The 15,892-nt window shown below is 74.6% G+C and carries 14 protein-coding genes; 6 read left to right on the top strand and 8 right to left on the bottom strand.

Annotation, left to right across the window (positions count from 1 at the left end; genetic code table 11):
* Positions 1 to 144 precede the first annotated feature (144 nt).
* Positions 145 to 1,071, bottom strand: a complete 927-nt coding sequence (locus PKA89_RS00765; protein WP_324415598.1) for an alpha/beta hydrolase — start codon at positions 1,069 to 1,071, stop codon at positions 145 to 147.
* 86 nt (positions 1,072 to 1,157) lie between these two features.
* On the opposite strand from PKA89_RS00765, the gene PKA89_RS00760 reads away from it, so the two are divergent.
* The gene (locus tag PKA89_RS00760) at positions 1,158 to 1,565 is read left to right on the top strand and encodes a hypothetical protein (protein ID WP_324415596.1); all 408 of its coding nucleotides are present in this window, start codon (positions 1,158 to 1,160) and stop codon (positions 1,563 to 1,565) included.
* 24 nt (positions 1,566 to 1,589) lie between these two features.
* Here PKA89_RS00760 and guaA read toward each other — a convergent pair whose 3' ends face one another.
* The 3 genes from guaA to PKA89_RS00745 form a co-directional block, all read right to left on the bottom strand.
* Positions 1,590 to 3,164 carry a glutamine-hydrolyzing GMP synthase gene (gene guaA / locus PKA89_RS00755; RefSeq protein WP_324415937.1) on the bottom strand — a complete coding sequence of 525 codons (1,575 nt, stop codon included), beginning with the start codon at positions 3,162 to 3,164 and terminating at the stop codon, positions 1,590 to 1,592.
* Positions 3,165 to 3,252: 88 nt separating this feature from the next.
* Positions 3,253 to 3,612 (bottom strand): DUF3817 domain-containing protein, encoded by a 360-nt coding sequence (locus tag PKA89_RS00750; protein WP_324415935.1) that lies wholly within the window; start codon positions 3,610 to 3,612, stop codon positions 3,253 to 3,255.
* A gap of 19 nt (positions 3,613 to 3,631) precedes the next feature.
* Complete coding sequence (locus PKA89_RS00745; RefSeq protein WP_324415594.1) at positions 3,632 to 4,390, bottom strand: SURF1 family protein; 759 nt, start codon at positions 4,388 to 4,390, stop codon at positions 3,632 to 3,634.
* A gap of 184 nt (positions 4,391 to 4,574) precedes the next feature.
* On the opposite strand from PKA89_RS00745, the gene PKA89_RS00740 reads away from it, so the two are divergent.
* The gene (locus tag PKA89_RS00740) at positions 4,575 to 5,117 is read left to right on the top strand and encodes an MOSC domain-containing protein (RefSeq protein ID WP_324415592.1); all 543 of its coding nucleotides are present in this window, start codon (positions 4,575 to 4,577) and stop codon (positions 5,115 to 5,117) included.
* Positions 5,118 to 5,415: 298 nt separating this feature from the next.
* Entirely contained in the window at positions 5,416 to 6,723 is a 1,308-nt protein-coding gene (locus tag PKA89_RS00735; RefSeq protein ID WP_324415590.1) for a DUF222 domain-containing protein, read from the top strand.
* 5 nt (positions 6,724 to 6,728) lie between these two features.
* Here PKA89_RS00735 and PKA89_RS00730 read toward each other — a convergent pair whose 3' ends face one another.
* The gene (locus tag PKA89_RS00730; protein WP_324415588.1) at positions 6,729 to 7,256 is read right to left on the bottom strand and encodes a hypothetical protein; all 528 of its coding nucleotides are present in this window, start codon (positions 7,254 to 7,256) and stop codon (positions 6,729 to 6,731) included.
* 156 nt (positions 7,257 to 7,412) lie between these two features.
* Here PKA89_RS00730 and PKA89_RS00725 point away from each other — a divergent pair, with 156 nt between their 5' ends.
* Both PKA89_RS00725 and PKA89_RS00720 read left to right on the top strand, forming a co-directional pair.
* The gene (locus PKA89_RS00725) at positions 7,413 to 9,128 is read left to right on the top strand and encodes an ABC transporter ATP-binding protein (protein WP_324415586.1); all 1,716 of its coding nucleotides are present in this window, start codon (positions 7,413 to 7,415) and stop codon (positions 9,126 to 9,128) included.
* Positions 9,128 to 10,903 (top strand): ABC transporter ATP-binding protein, encoded by a 1,776-nt coding sequence (locus tag PKA89_RS00720; protein ID WP_324415584.1) that lies wholly within the window; start codon positions 9,128 to 9,130, stop codon positions 10,901 to 10,903. Before PKA89_RS00725 ends, PKA89_RS00720 begins: the two co-directional genes overlap by 1 nt.
* Before the next feature lie 24 nt (positions 10,904 to 10,927).
* Here PKA89_RS00720 and PKA89_RS00715 read toward each other — a convergent pair whose 3' ends face one another.
* On the bottom strand, positions 10,928 to 11,569 hold the full coding sequence (locus PKA89_RS00715) for a DedA family protein (RefSeq protein ID WP_324415582.1): 642 nt from the start codon (positions 11,567 to 11,569) through the stop codon (positions 10,928 to 10,930).
* 68 nt (positions 11,570 to 11,637) lie between these two features.
* Here PKA89_RS00715 and PKA89_RS00710 point away from each other — a divergent pair, with 68 nt between their 5' ends.
* The gene (locus PKA89_RS00710) at positions 11,638 to 12,057 is read left to right on the top strand and encodes a glutaredoxin domain-containing protein (RefSeq protein ID WP_324415581.1); all 420 of its coding nucleotides are present in this window, start codon (positions 11,638 to 11,640) and stop codon (positions 12,055 to 12,057) included.
* Here PKA89_RS00710 and PKA89_RS00705 read toward each other — a convergent pair.
* Positions 12,047 to 12,358, bottom strand: coding sequence for a DUF1905 domain-containing protein (locus PKA89_RS00705; protein WP_324415579.1), 312 nt, complete (start codon positions 12,356 to 12,358; stop codon positions 12,047 to 12,049). The genes PKA89_RS00710 and PKA89_RS00705 overlap by 11 nt on opposite strands.
* A gap of 123 nt (positions 12,359 to 12,481) precedes the next feature.
* Positions 12,482 to 15,886, bottom strand: a complete 3,405-nt coding sequence (locus tag PKA89_RS00700) for a S8 family serine peptidase (RefSeq protein WP_324415577.1) — start codon at positions 15,884 to 15,886, stop codon at positions 12,482 to 12,484.
* Between the last annotated feature and the right edge of the window lie 6 nt (positions 15,887 to 15,892).

The raw sequence follows: 15,892 nt of genomic DNA, 5'->3' as shown, positions 1-15,892 counted from the left end.
TGGGCTGCCGGTGGCCCCGGTCCCGCCGCCTCTCGTCGAACGACGAGGACATGCCGCGGGGCAGTCCGTCCGGACGGCATGTTCTCGTCGCTCGACCGGTGGGTCCGACCGTCGGGTCACGCGGACGGGGTCACGCGGACCGGGTCAGGTGGCGAGGTGGGCGTCGAGCCACCGGACGACGTCGGCGGTGACCTCGTCGCGGTTGGTCTCGTTGAACAGCTCGTGCCGGGCGTCCGGGTAGAGGGTGCACGTGACGTCGCGGACCCCGGCGTCGCGCAGCTGCTGCGCGACCGCCCGCGGGCCCTTGCCGCCGTCGCCGACGGGGTCCTTGTCGCCGCTGACCAGCAGCACCGGGAGGTCCTTGCGCACTCGGGCGACCTGCTTCGGGTCGTTGATGCGGGCCAGCCCGCCGAGCAGGTCGACGAAGAACCCGGAGGTGAAGGTGTTGCCGCACAGCGGGTCCGCGACGTACGCGTCGACCTCGGCGTCGTCACGCGAGAGCCAGTCGAAGTCGGTCCGGTTGGGCTTGAAGGCCGCGTTGTACTGGCCGAAGGTCAGCTTGTCCATCAGCGTGCTCGTGTGCCGGCGGCCGCGCAGCCGGGCCTCCGCGGCAGCGAGGCCGGCCCCGACCTTCCCGAGCAGCCCCGGGTCCCCGGCGGTCCCCGAGAGGACGACGCCGGCCAGCGCGGAGGAGTCCTCGATGACGAACGAGCGGCTGAGGAAGGAGCCCATCGAGTGGCCCAGGAGGAAGACCGGCAGGCCCGGGTGCTCGGCGTGCGCACCGGCGACCACGGCGCGCAGGTCCGCGACGACGGTGTCCCAGCCGCCGGCGTCGGCGAGGTAGCCGTGGTCCTCGCGGGAGGCGGTGCGGCCGTGCCCGCGGTGGTCGGGGGCGTGGACGGCGTAACCCGCGGCGGTCAGCGCCTCGGCCAGCCGCGCGTACCGGGCCGAGTGCTCGGCCATCCCGTGCGCGACGACCACGACCGCCTTCGGCGGGCCGTCCGGCAGCCAGCGGTGGATGAAGACGGCGGTGCCGTCGCTGGCCGTGACGCTCGACGTCGAGCTCTCCATGGGGTCCGTCCTGGGGTGGGGCTACCGGCGGGTACTCGGGGGCCAGCCTGCCACGGCACACCCCCCTGACGGCTAGGGTCGGGCGCATGTCACAGGTCACGGGGGGACCCGCCGGCTCGCACCCCACCGGCACGGTCCGGTTGACCCTGCACGGCAGCGGCCCGATGGCCGGCCTGACGCCCACCGTGCACGTCGGCGGCCACCTCGTCCGGGTCCGGTGGGGCACCCAGGACGTGCCGGTCTGGGCCGGCCGGGTGCGGGTCGAGGCGTACTCGCAGTGGCTGCGCCGCTACGGGCAGGCCGAGATCGACGTCGACGTGGCGCCGGGCGAGGTCGTGCCGGTGCACTACGCGCCGCCGTGGCACCAGTTCGCGCGGGGCGCCATCGGCACGACGCCGCAGCGCCGGCCCGGTGCGTGGTTCAACGTCGCGGTGTTCGGCCTCCTCGTCGGGGTGCCCCTGCTCATCTGGGCCCTGGCGGTGTTCGCCTGGTGACCCGCCCGCGCTCGCGCCCGGGCGTCACTCCCACTCGATGGTGCCCGGCGGCTTGCTCGTGACGTCGAGGACGACCCGGTTGACCTCGCGCACCTCGTTCGTGATGCGGGTCGAGATCTTCGCGAGCACCTCGTAGGGGATCCGGGTCCAGTCGGCGGTCATCGCGTCCTCGGAGGACACCGGCCGCAGGACGACCGGGTGGCCGTAGGTGCGGCCGTCGCCCTGGACCCCGACCGAACGGACGTCGGCGAGCAGGACCACCGGGCACTGCCAGATCTCGCGGTCGAGCCCCGCCTCGGACAGCTCCTCGCGGGCGACCCGGTCGGCGGCGCGCAGGACCTCGAGGCGCTCGTGGGTCACCTCGCCGACGATGCGGATGCCGAGGCCCGGGCCGGGGAACGGCTGGCGCCACACGATGCCCTCGGGCACGCCGAGCTCGAGGCCGACCTGGCGCACCTCGTCCTTGAAGAGCAGCCGCAGCGGCTCGACGAGGGTGAACTGGAGGTCGTCGGGCAGCCCGCCGACGTTGTGGTGGCTCTTGATGTTCGCGGTGCCGCTGCCGCCGCCGGACTCGACGACGTCCGGGTAGAGGGTCCCCTGGACGAGGAACTCGACCGGGTGGTCGTCCGCGCCCTCGTGCGAGCCCACGACGTCGCGGGCGGCCTGCTCGAAGACCCGGATGAACTCGCGCCCGATGATCTTGCGCTTCTCCTCGGGGTCGCTCACCCCGGCGAGCGCCGTGAGGAAACGCTCGGAGGCGTCGACGGTGACGAGGTCGACCCCCGTCGCGGCGACGAAGTCCTGCTGCACCTGCTCGGCCTCGCCGGCCCGCAGCAGTCCGTGGTCGACGAAGACGCAGGTCAGCTGGTCGCCCACGGCGCGCTGGACGAGCGCGGCAGCCACCGACGAGTCGACCCCACCGGAGAGCCCGCAGATCGCCCGCTTGTCGCCGATCTGCTCGCGCACCGCGGTGACGAGCTGGTCGACGACGTTGGCGGCGGTCCACTCGCCGGTGAGGCCGGCGCCCTTGCTGAGGAAGTTCTCCAGGACGCGCTGGCCGAAGGTGGAGTGCATCACCTCGGGGTGCCACTGCACGCCGTAGAGCCGGCGCTCGTCGTCCTCGAACCCGGCCACGGGGGCGCCGGCGGTCGTCGCGGTGACGCGCATGCCCTCCGGCGCCGCCTCGACGGAGTCGCCGTGGCTCATCCACACCGACTGCTCGGCGGGCTGGCCGTTGAAGAGGGTGGAGCCGGTGTCGGTGATGATGGCCGGGGTGGCGCCGAACTCGGACAGCCCGGTGCGGGCGACCGTCCCACCGAGGGCGAGCGCCATCGCCTGGAAGCCGTAGCACATGCCGAAGACGGGGACCCCCGCCTGCAGCACCGCCGGGTCGAGGCGCGGGGCGCCCTCCTCGTAGACCGAGCTCGGGCCACCGCTGAGGATGATCGCGGACGGCTCCTTGGCCATCATCTCGGCGGCCGTCATCGAGTGGGGCACGACCTCGCTGAAGCAGTTCGCCTCGCGCACGCGCCGGGCGATGAGCTGGGCGTACTGGGCACCGAAGTCGACGACGAGCACCGGGCGGTCGGCGAGGTGGATGGGGTCGCCCCCCTCGACGACGGCGTGCGAGGGGTCGACGGGCGAGGGGTCGGCGGGCAGCTCGGGGGCGTCGCTCACGAGCGCAAGGCTAGCCGCGGGCGGCGGCGAGCCCGGCCTCGACCTCCCGGGCCACGCGGCGCTCGACCCAGAAGGAGAGGAAGGGCACGCAGCCGGCGAGCATCACGAGGACCATCCTCGTCAGGGACCAGCCGACCTTGAACCCGAGCACGGCCGTGGCGACGAGGTAGAGCATGTAGATGAACCCGTGCGGCTGGGGCCACCACGCGAGGGGGTTGGTCGGGTTGCCGTCCTTGCCGTTCATCCCGAAGACGTAGGTGAGGACGACCTCGACGACGAGCAGGAGCAGGCCGACGCCGACGACGAAGGCCATCACCTTGAAGAAGGCGAGGCGGGGGCGGACGGCGTCGACGTCCTCGGGGGCGATCACGGTGCCGGCCGGGCCGGCCTCAGGGGTGCTCACGCGCTCCATTGTCACCGGTGCCGGCGAGCGCCGGCGCAGCGGCCCGCTCGTGCGCCTCGCGGACCATCCGCCACCACAGCCACAGGCCGAAGGCGGCGAAGACCCACCACTGGACGGCGTAGGCGGCGTTGCGCCAGTTGAGGCCGGTGTCACCGACGGGGGTCGGCACCTTGGTCAGCTGCGGGCCGGTTCCCGGCGACTCGGTCGCGAGGAAGAGGAAGGCGTTGTAGAGGTCGCCCGACCAGGTGTTGACGAGCACCGAGGTGTCGACCGAGGCGATCTCGCCGGGGCCGACGGGAGTGGTGCCGGGCGACTCCGACGGGGCGATCCCGCCCTCGAGGGTGAGGGTGCCCGTGGGCGGGTCCCCGGCCCGCGTGGGGTCGGTGACGAACCCGCGGAGCACCGGCAGGGTCGCCCCGGTGGCGTCGACGACGAACGGGGTGAGCACCCACGAGCCGGTGCGATCGCCGAGCCGGCGGTCCGGGACGAGCAGCTGCCCCTCGGCGTAGTGACCGGTGACCGTCACCGGGTGCGCCGAGATCTCCCCGGGGAACCTCTCGTGCGGGCGGATGAGGTCGGTCAGCGGCTCGGGGGCGGCGGCGCGCGCGGCCGCCACCGCGTCCTCGCGCGCCTTCCCCTCCGCGACGCCCAGCTGCCAGCGGCCGAGCTGGACGAAGACGACGCCGATGACGAGGGCCAGCCCGAGCAGCCCGAGCAGCCTCGGGGTCAGGGCCGTCCGCAGCACGGCGTCGAGCGTACGGGAGCGGTCTGGGGGCCGGGCGTGGGGACCGGGACCCCCGAGGGGAGGCAACACGCCGGGCAGGGCACCGGTCGGCCTGCGTGTTGCCTCCCCTCGGGGCCCGGGCGGTGGCGGTCGGGGGTGGGTCCGGGGCGGTCGGGGGTGGTGCGCGGTGGCTGATGATGGACGAGTGCCTCAGTCCGTCGTCCCCGAACCCACCGGTCGCGTCGTCGTCGGGCTGCACGTGGCGCCGGGTCGTCGGCTGCCGGTGCGGTCGGTCGACGAGGTCGTGGTGGAGGCGGGCGCCGGGATCGTCGGGGACCGGTACCACGGCTCGCGGCACCGGCACGTGACGGTGCAGTCGGCCGACCAGCTCGCCGAGGCGGCCGAGCGGCTCGGGTCGCCGGTGCCACCGTCGGGGACGCGGCGCAACGTCACGGTGTCCGGGGGGCGGGTCGTCTCGGTGCCCGGCGCGCAGGCCAAGCTCGGTGCGGTGCTGCTTGAGGTGGTCCGGGTGGCGGCGCCGTGCCGCATCCTCGACGACGAGGTCGGGCCGGGCGCGGCCGCCGCGATGCACGACCGGGCCGGCACCGTCTTCCGGGTGCTGGAGGGCGGCGTGGTCCGACTCGGCGACGCGTACGAGGAGCTGCCGTTCGACGCGTCCGAGGCCGCCGAGCGAGCGGCGGAGTCGAGGGCCGCGGCGGCCGCTCCGGCCCGAGGTCCGCTGCCCTGACGCCCTCGTCAGGTCGTGGACGGAAGCGGTCGCCGGGGCAGCCGCATCCAGACCTGACACGGTAGCGAGGATTCCGGAAGTCGTTCTGCTGAAAGCGAACTCGGCAGGAATCGACCCCCGATCGCTTGACTGTCGAACGTGTGTTCGGTACACTGGGGCATGGCCAGGGGGACCCTCGAACTCGCGGAGCGACGCTCCACGATCGAGGACGCACGGGCGGCGCTCGAGGGCCTCGGCGAGCACCTGGTGCGCGCCTCCGGGGCCCCAGCTCGCCGAGCTCGTCGGCCTTCTCGACGACGTGGCATCACTGGCCTCGGCGGCCCGCACGCAGGTGGCGGCCGAGGCGTCCGGCCGGGGTGAGGTCGCGGGGTCCGAGGTGCACGGCTGGCTGCGCCAGCGCGCGCCCTCGCTGCGGCAGGGCGGTGCCGCGTCGGTCGCCCGGCTCGCCGTCGACCTCGCCGCGGCGGGGTCCGGGCCGGCCGCGCCGGTCCCGGACGAGCGGTCACCGCTCGGGCTGGTCTGGGAGGCGGTGCGCACCGGCCGGATCGAGGCCGCCACCGGGTGCGCGGTCCTGCGCGAGGCCACCCGGCTGGCTCCGCTGCTGCAGGACGCCGCCGTCCCCACCGTCACGAGCGCCCTGGTCGACCTCGCGGCCGACTGGGGCCCGTCGATGATGCGCCGGCTGCGGCCCCGGCTGCTCGCCGAGCACGGTCGGGCGGGCGTGTTCGACGACCTCCACGAGCGCCTCGGCTCGGCCGCCCGGCTGTCGATGCCGCACGTGGAGTCCGGCGACCTCACGGAGTACCAGCTGTGGATGACGCCCGAGCAGGCCGCCACCCTCGAGGCGGCCATCGGCCCGCTGTCCCCCCCGGCACCGAACCCGGAGACCCGCGAGGCCGACCTCCGGCCGGCCGGGCAGCGGTTCGGCGAGGCCCTGACCGAGGTCTGCCGCCGCGCCTCCGCCGGCCCCGCCGACGGGCCGGAGGCGGTCGCCGGCTCGAGCGCCGTCCTCCACGTCACGATCCCGCTGGCCGACCTCGTGGCCACGCGCGGTGCCGGGGAGGCGATCGGCACGGTCGCCGACGGCACGCCCCTCACCGCCCTCGCCGTCCGCCGCCTCGGCTGCGACGCCACCCTCGTCCCCCAGCTCCTGGGCCTGCGGGGCGAGCCCCTCGTGCTCGGCCGTGCCGCCCGGCTGTTCACCCGCGGGCAGCGCCGCCACCTCTGGCTGCGCGACCGGGGCTGCACCTTCCCCGGATGCACCGCGCCGGCGAGCTGGTGCGAGGCGCACCACGTCCGCCACTGGGCCGAGGGCGGCGCGACCGACGCCTCCAACGCCGCCCTGCTCTGCCCACGACACCACACCACGGTCCACCGCCGCCGGCTGTTTGCCGAGGTCCGGCAGCACCCGGACGACCGCGGCCGGCACGTCGTCTGGGACCTCACCACCGGTTCCTACGACCGCATCGTCGGCCCCGCCCCGCCGGGCCGGGCGCCGGCCGTCCCGGCGGCCCTCCTCACCGCCGACCCCGGGGGCGAGGACGACGATGCGCTCCCCTGGTTCGACCCACCCCTGCCCGACGTCCCCGAGTGCACCGCGGCCTGAGCCGGTCAGGCGGGGCGGGCGTGGCGACCGGTCGGCGGGCGTCGACGCAGCCAGACCGCCTCGACGACCGGCAGGCTGGCGAGGCCGACGACGGCAGCGCCGCCACCGGTCATCAGGCCGGCCTCGAGCGTGCCGCCCCACCCCGAGCCGTACACCTGGGTGGGGTCGCCCTCGTAGAACGCGGCCACGGTGTCCCCGACGTCCCCGCCGGCGCCGACCAGGCCCACGTCGAGGAGCACGACGTCCCCGTCCTCACCGAGGAAGTCACCGCTGCGTGAGCACGGTCCCTTGCCGGTGCAGTCGACCGCGGTGATCCGCAACGTCCCGGGGACACCGTCGGCGTGGGCGGCCCGCCACGCAGGTGGCGCCTGGAGGAGACCGAGGACGACCAGAGCGCAGCCGGCGACGCCCCCGACGACGTGCCGCACGACCTCGACCGTCGAACCGGCGCGCCGCAGCACCTGCCGGACGCGGCGCAGCGCACGCCGGGCTGCGCCGACGTGCAGGAGGGAGCGGAACTCGAGGGGACGCACGATGTTCCGACTGCGGTGGCCCCCCGCCGGTTCCACCCTCGAGGTCGAGTGCGGACGTGGTCACCACGGCAGCCACCTCCGCACTCGACGCCGGGGAGGGCGGATCCGAAAACGGTTCGCCCGGCGCCGGGCCCGGGTCATACCGTGGACGTCACCATGCCGAGCCGCCGACCACCCTGGGACTACGGCGTGCGACCCGACGACGCCGCGCCCGCCGATGCCGACCGCCTCCTCGTCTGGCTCGCACGCCGCCAGTGGCGTGGGCTCGTGGCGGGCGCGTGCTTCGGCATCCCGTGGATGCTCTCCGTCGCGCTCGTGCCGGCGGCCATCGGGCACGCGGTCGACGACGGCATCGTGGCCCGCGACGGCCGGGCGCTCCTCCTGTGGTCGGGCGCCGTGCTCGGGCTCGGGCTGCTCGCGGCAGCCGCCGGCAACGGGCGGCACTGGTTCGCCGTGCGCAACTGGCTCACCGCGGCCTTCCGCTCCGGCGTGGTCGCCGACCGCGCGGTGCGCCGCACCGGGCCGGCGCTGACTCGCTCGATGCCGGCCGGCGAGGTGCTGGCCAGCTTCACGAGCGACTTCGGCCGGATGGGCCACAGCTTCGACGTCTTCGCCCGGTTCATGGGCGCCGTCGTCTCGTTCGTCGTCGTCGCCGTCATCCTGCTGCGCGGCTCGCTCCTGCTCGGGCTCATCATGCTGCTCGGCGGACCGCTGCTCGTCGCGTCCCTCGCCTTCGTCATGAAGCCCCTCCAACGGCGGCAGAGCGCCCAGCGCGAGGAGGCCGGCAGGCTCACCGCGCTCGGCGCCGACACCGTGGCGGGCCTTCGTGTCCTGCGCGGCATCGGTGGCGAGGAGTCCTTCCTCGAGCGCTACCGCACGCAGTCGCAGCAGGTGCGCCGGGCCGGGGTCCGGGTCGCCGGCACCCAGGCGACCCTCGACTCGGCGCAGGTGCTGCTGCCCGGGCTCTTCGTCCTCGTCGTCACCGGCGTCGGCGCGCACCTCGCGGTGGCCGGCGAGATCACGCCGGGCCAGCTCGTCGCCTTCTACGGGTACACGGCCTTCCTCACCATCCCGCTGCAGACGGCCGTCGAGATGGCCGACAAGCTGATCACGACCCGCGTCGCCGCCCGGCGGATCGCGCGCATCCTCGCGACAGAGCCCGACCACCCCGACCTGCCGTCGCGGGGACCGCTTGCGCTCGACGGTGTCCTCACCGACCTGGCCTCGGGCGTCACCGTCGAGCCCGGGGTCCTCACCGCGCTGGTCAGCGCGCGCCCGGAGGAGACTGCCGCCGTCGCCGCACGTCTGGGTCGAACCGTCGGCGGGAACCACGGGGTGACCTGGGGCACAACGGATCTCGATGACCTACCGATCGCCGACGTTCGCTCGCACATCCTCGTGTCGCAGGCCGACCCGCGGCTGTTCAGCGGACCGCTGCGCCGCGAGCTCGGGGGCCCCGACGACGACACGCGCCTCGCGACGGTCGAGGTCGCCGACGCCGCGGACGCCCTCGCCGCGGTGGACGGCGGTCTCGACGGCGAGCTCGAGGAGCGCGGCCGCTCGCTCTCCGGTGGCCAGCGCCAGCGGCTCGCCCTGGCCCGCGCCCTGCTGCGCGACCCCGAGGTCCTCGTCCTCGTCGAGCCGACGAGTGCCGTCGACGCGCACACCGAGGCCCGCATCGCCGGCCGGCTCGCCGCCCACCGCAAGGGACGGACGACGGTCGTCGTCACCGCGAGCCCGCTGCTGCTCGACCACGCCGACGTCGTCCACCTCGTCGAGGACGGGCGGGTCGTCGCCACCGGCTCGCACCGCGAGCTCTCCCGGAGCCACCCGGCCTACCGGTCCGTCGTCGTCCGCGGGGAGGAGGACTGATGTCACCGCTGCGCGACCGCACCGACCACGCCCGCCGCACGCTCCCGATCGCTCCCGGGCGGGTGGTCCGCGAGCACGTCGGCGTCCTCCTGCGCGACCACCGGCGGGCCCTCGTGTGGGTGCTCGTCTGGCACCTCGTCGCCGCCGTCGTCGGGCTCGCCGGGCCGTGGGTCATCGGTCAGGTCGTCGGCACCGTGACGACCGGGCGGGCCGCGATCACGAGCATCGACGTCCTCGTCGGGCTGCTCGCCGCCGCGCTCCTCGCCGAGACCGGGGCGACGTGGATCGCCCGACGCAGCTCGTTCGTCCTCTCCGAGCAGGTCTTCGCCCGGCTGCGCGAGGACTTCGTCGCGTCCGCCGTCCGGCTGCCGCTCTCCACCGTCGAGCGCGCCGGCACGGGCGACCTGCTCGCCCGGACGACGAACGACATCGACGCGATCAGCTACGTCATCCGCTTCGGCATCCCGAGCGTCGTCGTCTCGTGCACGACCGTCCTCGTCACCGGCGTCGCGACCGTCCTCGCGTCGCCGCTCGCCGCGCTGCCCCTCCTCCTCACCCCGCTCGTCTGGTTCCTGCCCACCCGCCGCTACCTGCGCCTCGCCGGCCCCGGCTACCTCTGGGAGCACGCGACGTACGCCCGGCTCAACGGCGTCGCCGCCGAGACCGTCGAGGGCGCCGCCACCGTCGACGCCCTCGGGCTCCAGGCCGAGCGCGGCGACCGGTTCACCGAGGCCCTGGGCGAGAGCCACGACGCCGAGCGGTACACCGTCGGCCTCCGGCTGCGCTGGTTCCCGTGGCTCGAGCTCGGCTTCTTCGCGCCGATCGCCGGCGCGCTGCTCTGGGGCGGCTGGCTGGCCTGGGACGGCGTCGTCCCGGTCGCCACGGCCACCGCCGTCGTCCTCTACGTCCAGCGGCTCCTCGACCCGCTCGGCGAGCTCGTCGGGATGCTCGACGAGATCCAGTTCGCGGCGACCTCGATGTCGCGGATCCTCGGGGTCGCCGAGGTGCCCGCCGACCGCGTCGCGACCGGCGCCGAGCCCGCCGACGACCGGATCGCCGTCGACCACGTCCGGTACGCCTACCGGGAGGGGCAGGACGTGCTGCACGGCGTCTCCCTCGACCTGCGCCCCGGCGAGCGGCTGGCCGTCGTCGGGCCGTCCGGCGCCGGCAAGTCCACGCTGGGCCGGCTGATGGCCGGTGTCGACGGGCCCCGCACCGGTCGGATCGCGGTCGGCGGCGTGCCGCTGGTCGACCTCGAGCTCGACACCCTGCGTGGCCAGGTCGCGCTGGTGACCCAGGAACACCACGTCTTCGTCGGGACCCTTGCCGAGAACCTCCGGCTCCCCCGGCCCACGGCGAGCGACGAGGACCTGCGCACCGCGCTGGACGCCGTCGACGCCCTGGAGTGGGCCGAGCGGCTGCCCGAGGGGCTCGCCACCCGCGTCGGGTCGGGCGGCCACGAGCTGACCGAGGCGCAGGCCCAGCAGGTGGCCCTCGCCCGGCTCGTGCTCGCCGACCCGCACACCCTCGTCCTCGACGAGGCGACCTCGCTGCTCGACCCCCGGGCCGCGCGGCACCTCGAGCGCTCGCTCGCGGCCGTGCTGACCGGCCGCACCGTCGTCGCGATCGCGCACCGCCTGCACACGGCGCACGACGCCGACCGGGTGGCCGTCGTCGACGGCGGGCGGATCCGCGAGCTCGGCTCGCACGACGAGCTGATCGCCGCCGACGGCGACTACGCGGCCCTCTGGCGGTCCTGGCGCGACGAGGGCTGACCGTGCGCCGCGGACCGGCGACACTCAGTCGAGCCCGGGCCGCTCCGGGACGGCGTCCTCCCGGCCCTGCCTGACCCGCCGCACGACGAGCCACGCGAGGGCGAGCACGAGCAGCACGACGACGCCGCGGCTCACCGGGCCGACGTACTGCTCGACGACCTCGTAGTCCTCGCGCAGCCGGTACCCGAGCGCGATGAACGCGGCGTTCCAGATGCCGCTGCCGACCGCCGTGAGCAGGAGGAAGCGCGGCAGGGGCATCAGGTCCATCCCCGCCGGCACGGACACCACGGAGCGGACGAACGGGACGAACCGGCCGAGGAGGACGACGACCGAGCCGTGCCGGTCGAAGAACCGGAAGCCGCGCTCGAGGTCCTTCTGCCCGAAGAGGAGGAACCACCGGCGTCCGGCGAGCTCGTGCAGCCGCTCGTAGCTGAGCGCCCGGCCGACCTGGTAGAGGACCGCGGCGCCGAGGAGCGACCCGGCCGTCGCGCAGGCCCAGGCGAGACCGAGGTGCAGCCGGCCCTCCGCGGCGGCGAACCCGGCGAACGGGAGGATCACCTCGGACGGGACGGGCGGCAGGACCGTCTCGAGGGCGATGAGGCCGCCGACGCCCACCTCGCCGACGGAGTCGATGACCTCGACGACCGGACCGGTGAGCCTCTCCACCGGGCCAACGCTACGTGAGCGCGTCGCCTGGGGCGGGGTCCGTAGGGTGGGGTGTGAGGAGGTGCGGGATGGAACGACGCGGCTGGATGGTCGTCGGCGCGGCGGGGCTGGCGATCGGGGTGTTCGACGCGGCCACGGGGAGCTGGTGGGCCGCGGTGCTCACCGTCCTGGGGCTCGGGACCGTCGCGTGGTGGATGTCCCCGTGGCGCGGCAGCCCGGCCCCGGCCACGCACGCGCACGTCGTCGCGGCCGCGGCCCCGGTCGTCGTGTACTGGCGACCCGGCTGCGCCTTCTGCGAGCGGCTCCGGCGCTCCCTGGGGCCGGCCGGCCGGGAGGCCGCGTGGGTCGACATCTGGCGCGACCCCGATGCGGCCGCGTTCGTCCGGGGCGTCAACGACGGCAACGAGACCGTCCCGACGGTCGTGCTCGACGGCGTCCCCCACACCAACCCGGACCCCGACCTCGTGCGGGCCGCCCTCACCCGGTGACCAGCCGGATGCTCAGGTCGGCCGCACCGCCCTCGGCGAGCCCCTCGGCCACCCGCACGGCCCTCTTGATCGGCAGCACGTAGGCAGCCTCCTCGGTGGACGGGAACAGGCTGGTGCGCCAGGTGGACGCGCCGACCGTCACCTCCACGCGGACCGACCCGAAGCCGCCGGTGGCGTCGCCGACCGTGGCGTCGACCTCGTCGCTGACATCCTGCGGGACGGTGACGAAGTGCCACGAGCCCCCGCGCCAGCGCCACAGCGGTGCGGTGAAGCGCCACTCACCCGCCGCCGAGCCGTCCATCCGCGCAGCCTCCCACCGGGCACCGACACCGGGCACGCGTCCCTCGGAGCACGCACCCCCCCCGGGGCACGCGCCGACCGGGGCCGGCTCCACCGTGGAGCCGGCCCCGGTGGTCGAGGGTCGCTATCTCGCGATCGTCAGGACGGTCTTGACCGTCGTGCTGCCCTTGACCACGTCGGCGTTCGCCGTCGCGACGAGCGGGTAGCTCCCGACCTTCTTGCCGGAGACCTGGTACCGGAAGGTCACCTCGCCACCCGGCGTCGGTCGGCCCATCGTCACCGCGAGCTCGGAGTTCGCGGCCGCGGTGGCGTTGATCCCGCTGGTCCCGTCGCGGTTCTCGACACCCGTGACGAGCGGCTGGCCGTTGGCGCCGCCGAGGTCGCCGTAGGACATCCACTGGCCCTCGGTGGCCCCGAGCTGGATCCACACCTCGAACGAGTTCTCAACCGTGGAGCCGTACGCGACGACCTTGTTCCAGTCGGCGACGAGCCAGTCCGTCGTGCCGTCGGTCACCACAGCGACGGTGACCGTTCCACCGGCGCCCGGGTTGAGGTCGGTCCAGAACGGCGCGATGACGTTGTTCGGCCGGCTCGGGTTCGGGAAGGACGAGATGGTGCAGCACTCGTTGTCGGCCGAGGTGCCGCCACCGACGACGACGTACCCGTTGGAGTCGACGCCGACGGAGGTGTACGTCTCGCCCCCGAAGGAGAACGCCGGCACCGAGAAGTTGGACATCGTCTCGTCATCGAATCCGGGCGTCGGGGGGATGCCGATGGCACCAAGCGGCAGGTACCCACCCGCCGGACCCTGTCCCGGGTCCACCGAGGTGACCGTCGGCGGCAGGGCCGGCGTCAGGGTGCCTGACCACGTCACGCCGTTGCGCGTGCGGTGGGCCGGAGCGGTCACGACGCCGAGGTCGAGGTGCTTCGGGATGCTGACGTCGACCCGTGCCCCGGTCGCGACGTTGGCGAGGTTCTGCACGCTGACCGTGCAGGTCGAGACCTCGCGCGGGACGACCGGGTTGCCCGAGCACGACTGGCTGAGGGCGATCTTGGCCGGGGTGCGGTGGACGGCCACCGGCAGGACGGACGTGCCGCCGCCCTTCCCCTTGGCCTGGAGCGTCACCTGGGCGAAGGCGCGGGCCCCGTCGGCGAGGTCGGTGCCGTCGAGGGTGACGGTGATCTTCCGGGTCGCGTTCGGCCGCAGCGAGAACTCCCTCGGCGACACGGTGACCGCGAGTCCGGCGTCGGCCGTCGCGCTGGCCCGGAACTCCTGCGTGCGCCCGGAGACGTTCTTCACCGTCCGGGTCGTCGTCAGGGCACCAGGCAGCGGGTCGGCGTCGATGCTCGGCACGTTGAGGTCGACCCGGTCGAGCGGGTCGCCCGCACCGGCGTAGTAGTCCGCCGCGCTGACGTCGAGCGTCACCGGCGTGGCCACCGCGCGGTCGGCCCGGACCGAGCCGGCGCCGCGGTCGAACGGACCGGCCGCCGAGCCGTCGGCGTTGACGACGTCCTGGACGGACGAGGTCATCAGGGCCGACTTGATCTGCCCCGGCGTCCAGCTCGGGTGGGCCGCCTTGACGAGCATCGAGATGCCGGCGCTGTGCGGGCTGGCCATCGAGGTGCCCGCGATGGCCTGGTACAGCTCACCGTTCGGCCCGGAGGCGATGTCGATGTGCTGCGGCGAGGCACCGGCGAGAACCTGCACGCCGGGGGCGGTGATGTCGGGCTTGAGGAAGTCGGTGCCGACCGGTCCGCGCGAGCTGAACCCGGCCATGACGTCGCCCTGGGCCGCGACGACCTCTCCGCGGGCCCACGTCGCCGTGACGCCCGGGTGCGCGGCGAGGAAGGCGAGCATCTCGGTGTTCGGCCCCTCGAGGTGGATGGCCGGCAGGAAGTGGTTGTCGGTCTCGGTGTCGGAGGTCGTCGGGTTGTAGAGGACCATCCCGGCGGCACCGCCGAGCGAGGCGTTGTAGCCCTTCTCGACCCGGCCGTTCGTCCCGCGCTCGCAGATGACGACCTTCCCGGCGACCGACCCCGCCGCGAACGGCTGGAGGCAGAGCGCGCCGCCGGTGTAGCCGGGCACGTCGGCCGCGAGCACGACCGGCACGTCCGTGACCCCACCGGTGATCGTCGCGCCGGCCTTGCTGAAGGTGGTGCCGTCGGAGGAGGTCAGGGTGAGCGTCGACTGGAACGCGCGGTCGGCGGTGGAGGCACCGACTGTCGTGACCCAGGGGCCGCCGTGGTCCGCGGTCGCCGCGCCCGGTCCGTCGTTCCCGGCCGAGGCCGAGACGCTGACCCCGGCCGCGTAGGCGTCGAGGAAGGCGAGCTCGACCGGGTCGGAGTACGCGTTGGCGCCGCCGCCGATCGAGAAGTTCATCGCGTTGACGCCGTCGGCGATCGCCTGGTTGACCGCCCGCACCGAGTCCGAGCTGTAGCAGCCGTTGGTGAGGCAGACGCGGTACATGATGACCGAGGCTCCGGGGGCGATGCCGCTGATCGGGCCGCGGTCGACACCGAGCAGCGGGGTGCTCGGGACCGGGTTGCCGGCCGCCGTCGTCGACGTGTGCGTGCCGTGCCCGTCGGCGTCGCGGGCCGAGCAGGTGCCGTACGGGTGCGCGGCGGAGGTGAGCGCGGTGTCGCAGAACTCACCGGGCACGGTGCCGTTGACGGCGAGGTTCGTGTCGGTGAACGCGTAGGCGCCGATCAGCTTGTTGTTGCACGAGAAGGGCGCTCCGAGAGCGGGATCCGACCCGTCGCCGAACTGGCAGCCCCACGTCTTGCCGGCCGGGCCGGGCTTCGGCAGGTACCCGCCGTCGGCCAGCATCGGGTGCTCCGGCCAGATGCCGGTGTCGAGGACGCCGAGCACGACGCCCTTTCCGGCGAGCTTCTGGCCACCGAGGCTGGGCCACACCTTGGTGGCCCCGACGAACTTCGCGGTGTCGCCGGGGATGGTGGCGCCGGTCGCGGAGACGTACGAGCCGGCGGCCGTCGGGTGGTTGAGGGTGTCCGACTGGACGGCGGCGACGCCGGGGAGCGAGAGCAGCGTCTTGGCCTGGTTCGCGGGCAGCGAGACCGAGAGTCCGCCGTAGACCGTCGTGTAGGTGCCGGTGACCTTCGCCTTCGGCAGCCTGGCGCGGATCTGCGCGGCCGCCGCGGAGGACTCACGCGCCGCGTGGGCCAGGTACTTCGAGACGTTCGGGTCGCTCGAGCGCAGCGGCCGGCCGGTGACCTCCGGGCTGGTCGCCGCGAGGCCGGGGACACCGCCGCGGTACGAGGCCGCGGCGTCGTAGTCGAGCTTGACCATCACGGGGACGACCGTGGAGTCCGTGCGCTTGAGGAGCGCCGGGTCGCTCTGGGCCAGGGACCCGCTCGGGGACTTGTCCCCGCTCGTGGTCGAGGTCGGGGTCAGCGCCGTGGCGGTGAAGCGCCCCGGGTCAGCCGGACTCGCGGAGGCGGTCCCGGCGAGGGCACCCACGAGGGTGACGCTGCCGAGCAGGGCGAACAGGGTGCGACGGGTACGGAACATGCGCTC

This window comes from Phycicoccus sp., assembly GCF_035325325.1.
Classification (GTDB): Bacteria; Actinomycetota; Actinomycetes; order Actinomycetales; family Dermatophilaceae; genus Phycicoccus.
This window is presented reverse-complemented; position numbering and strand designations above follow the sequence as displayed.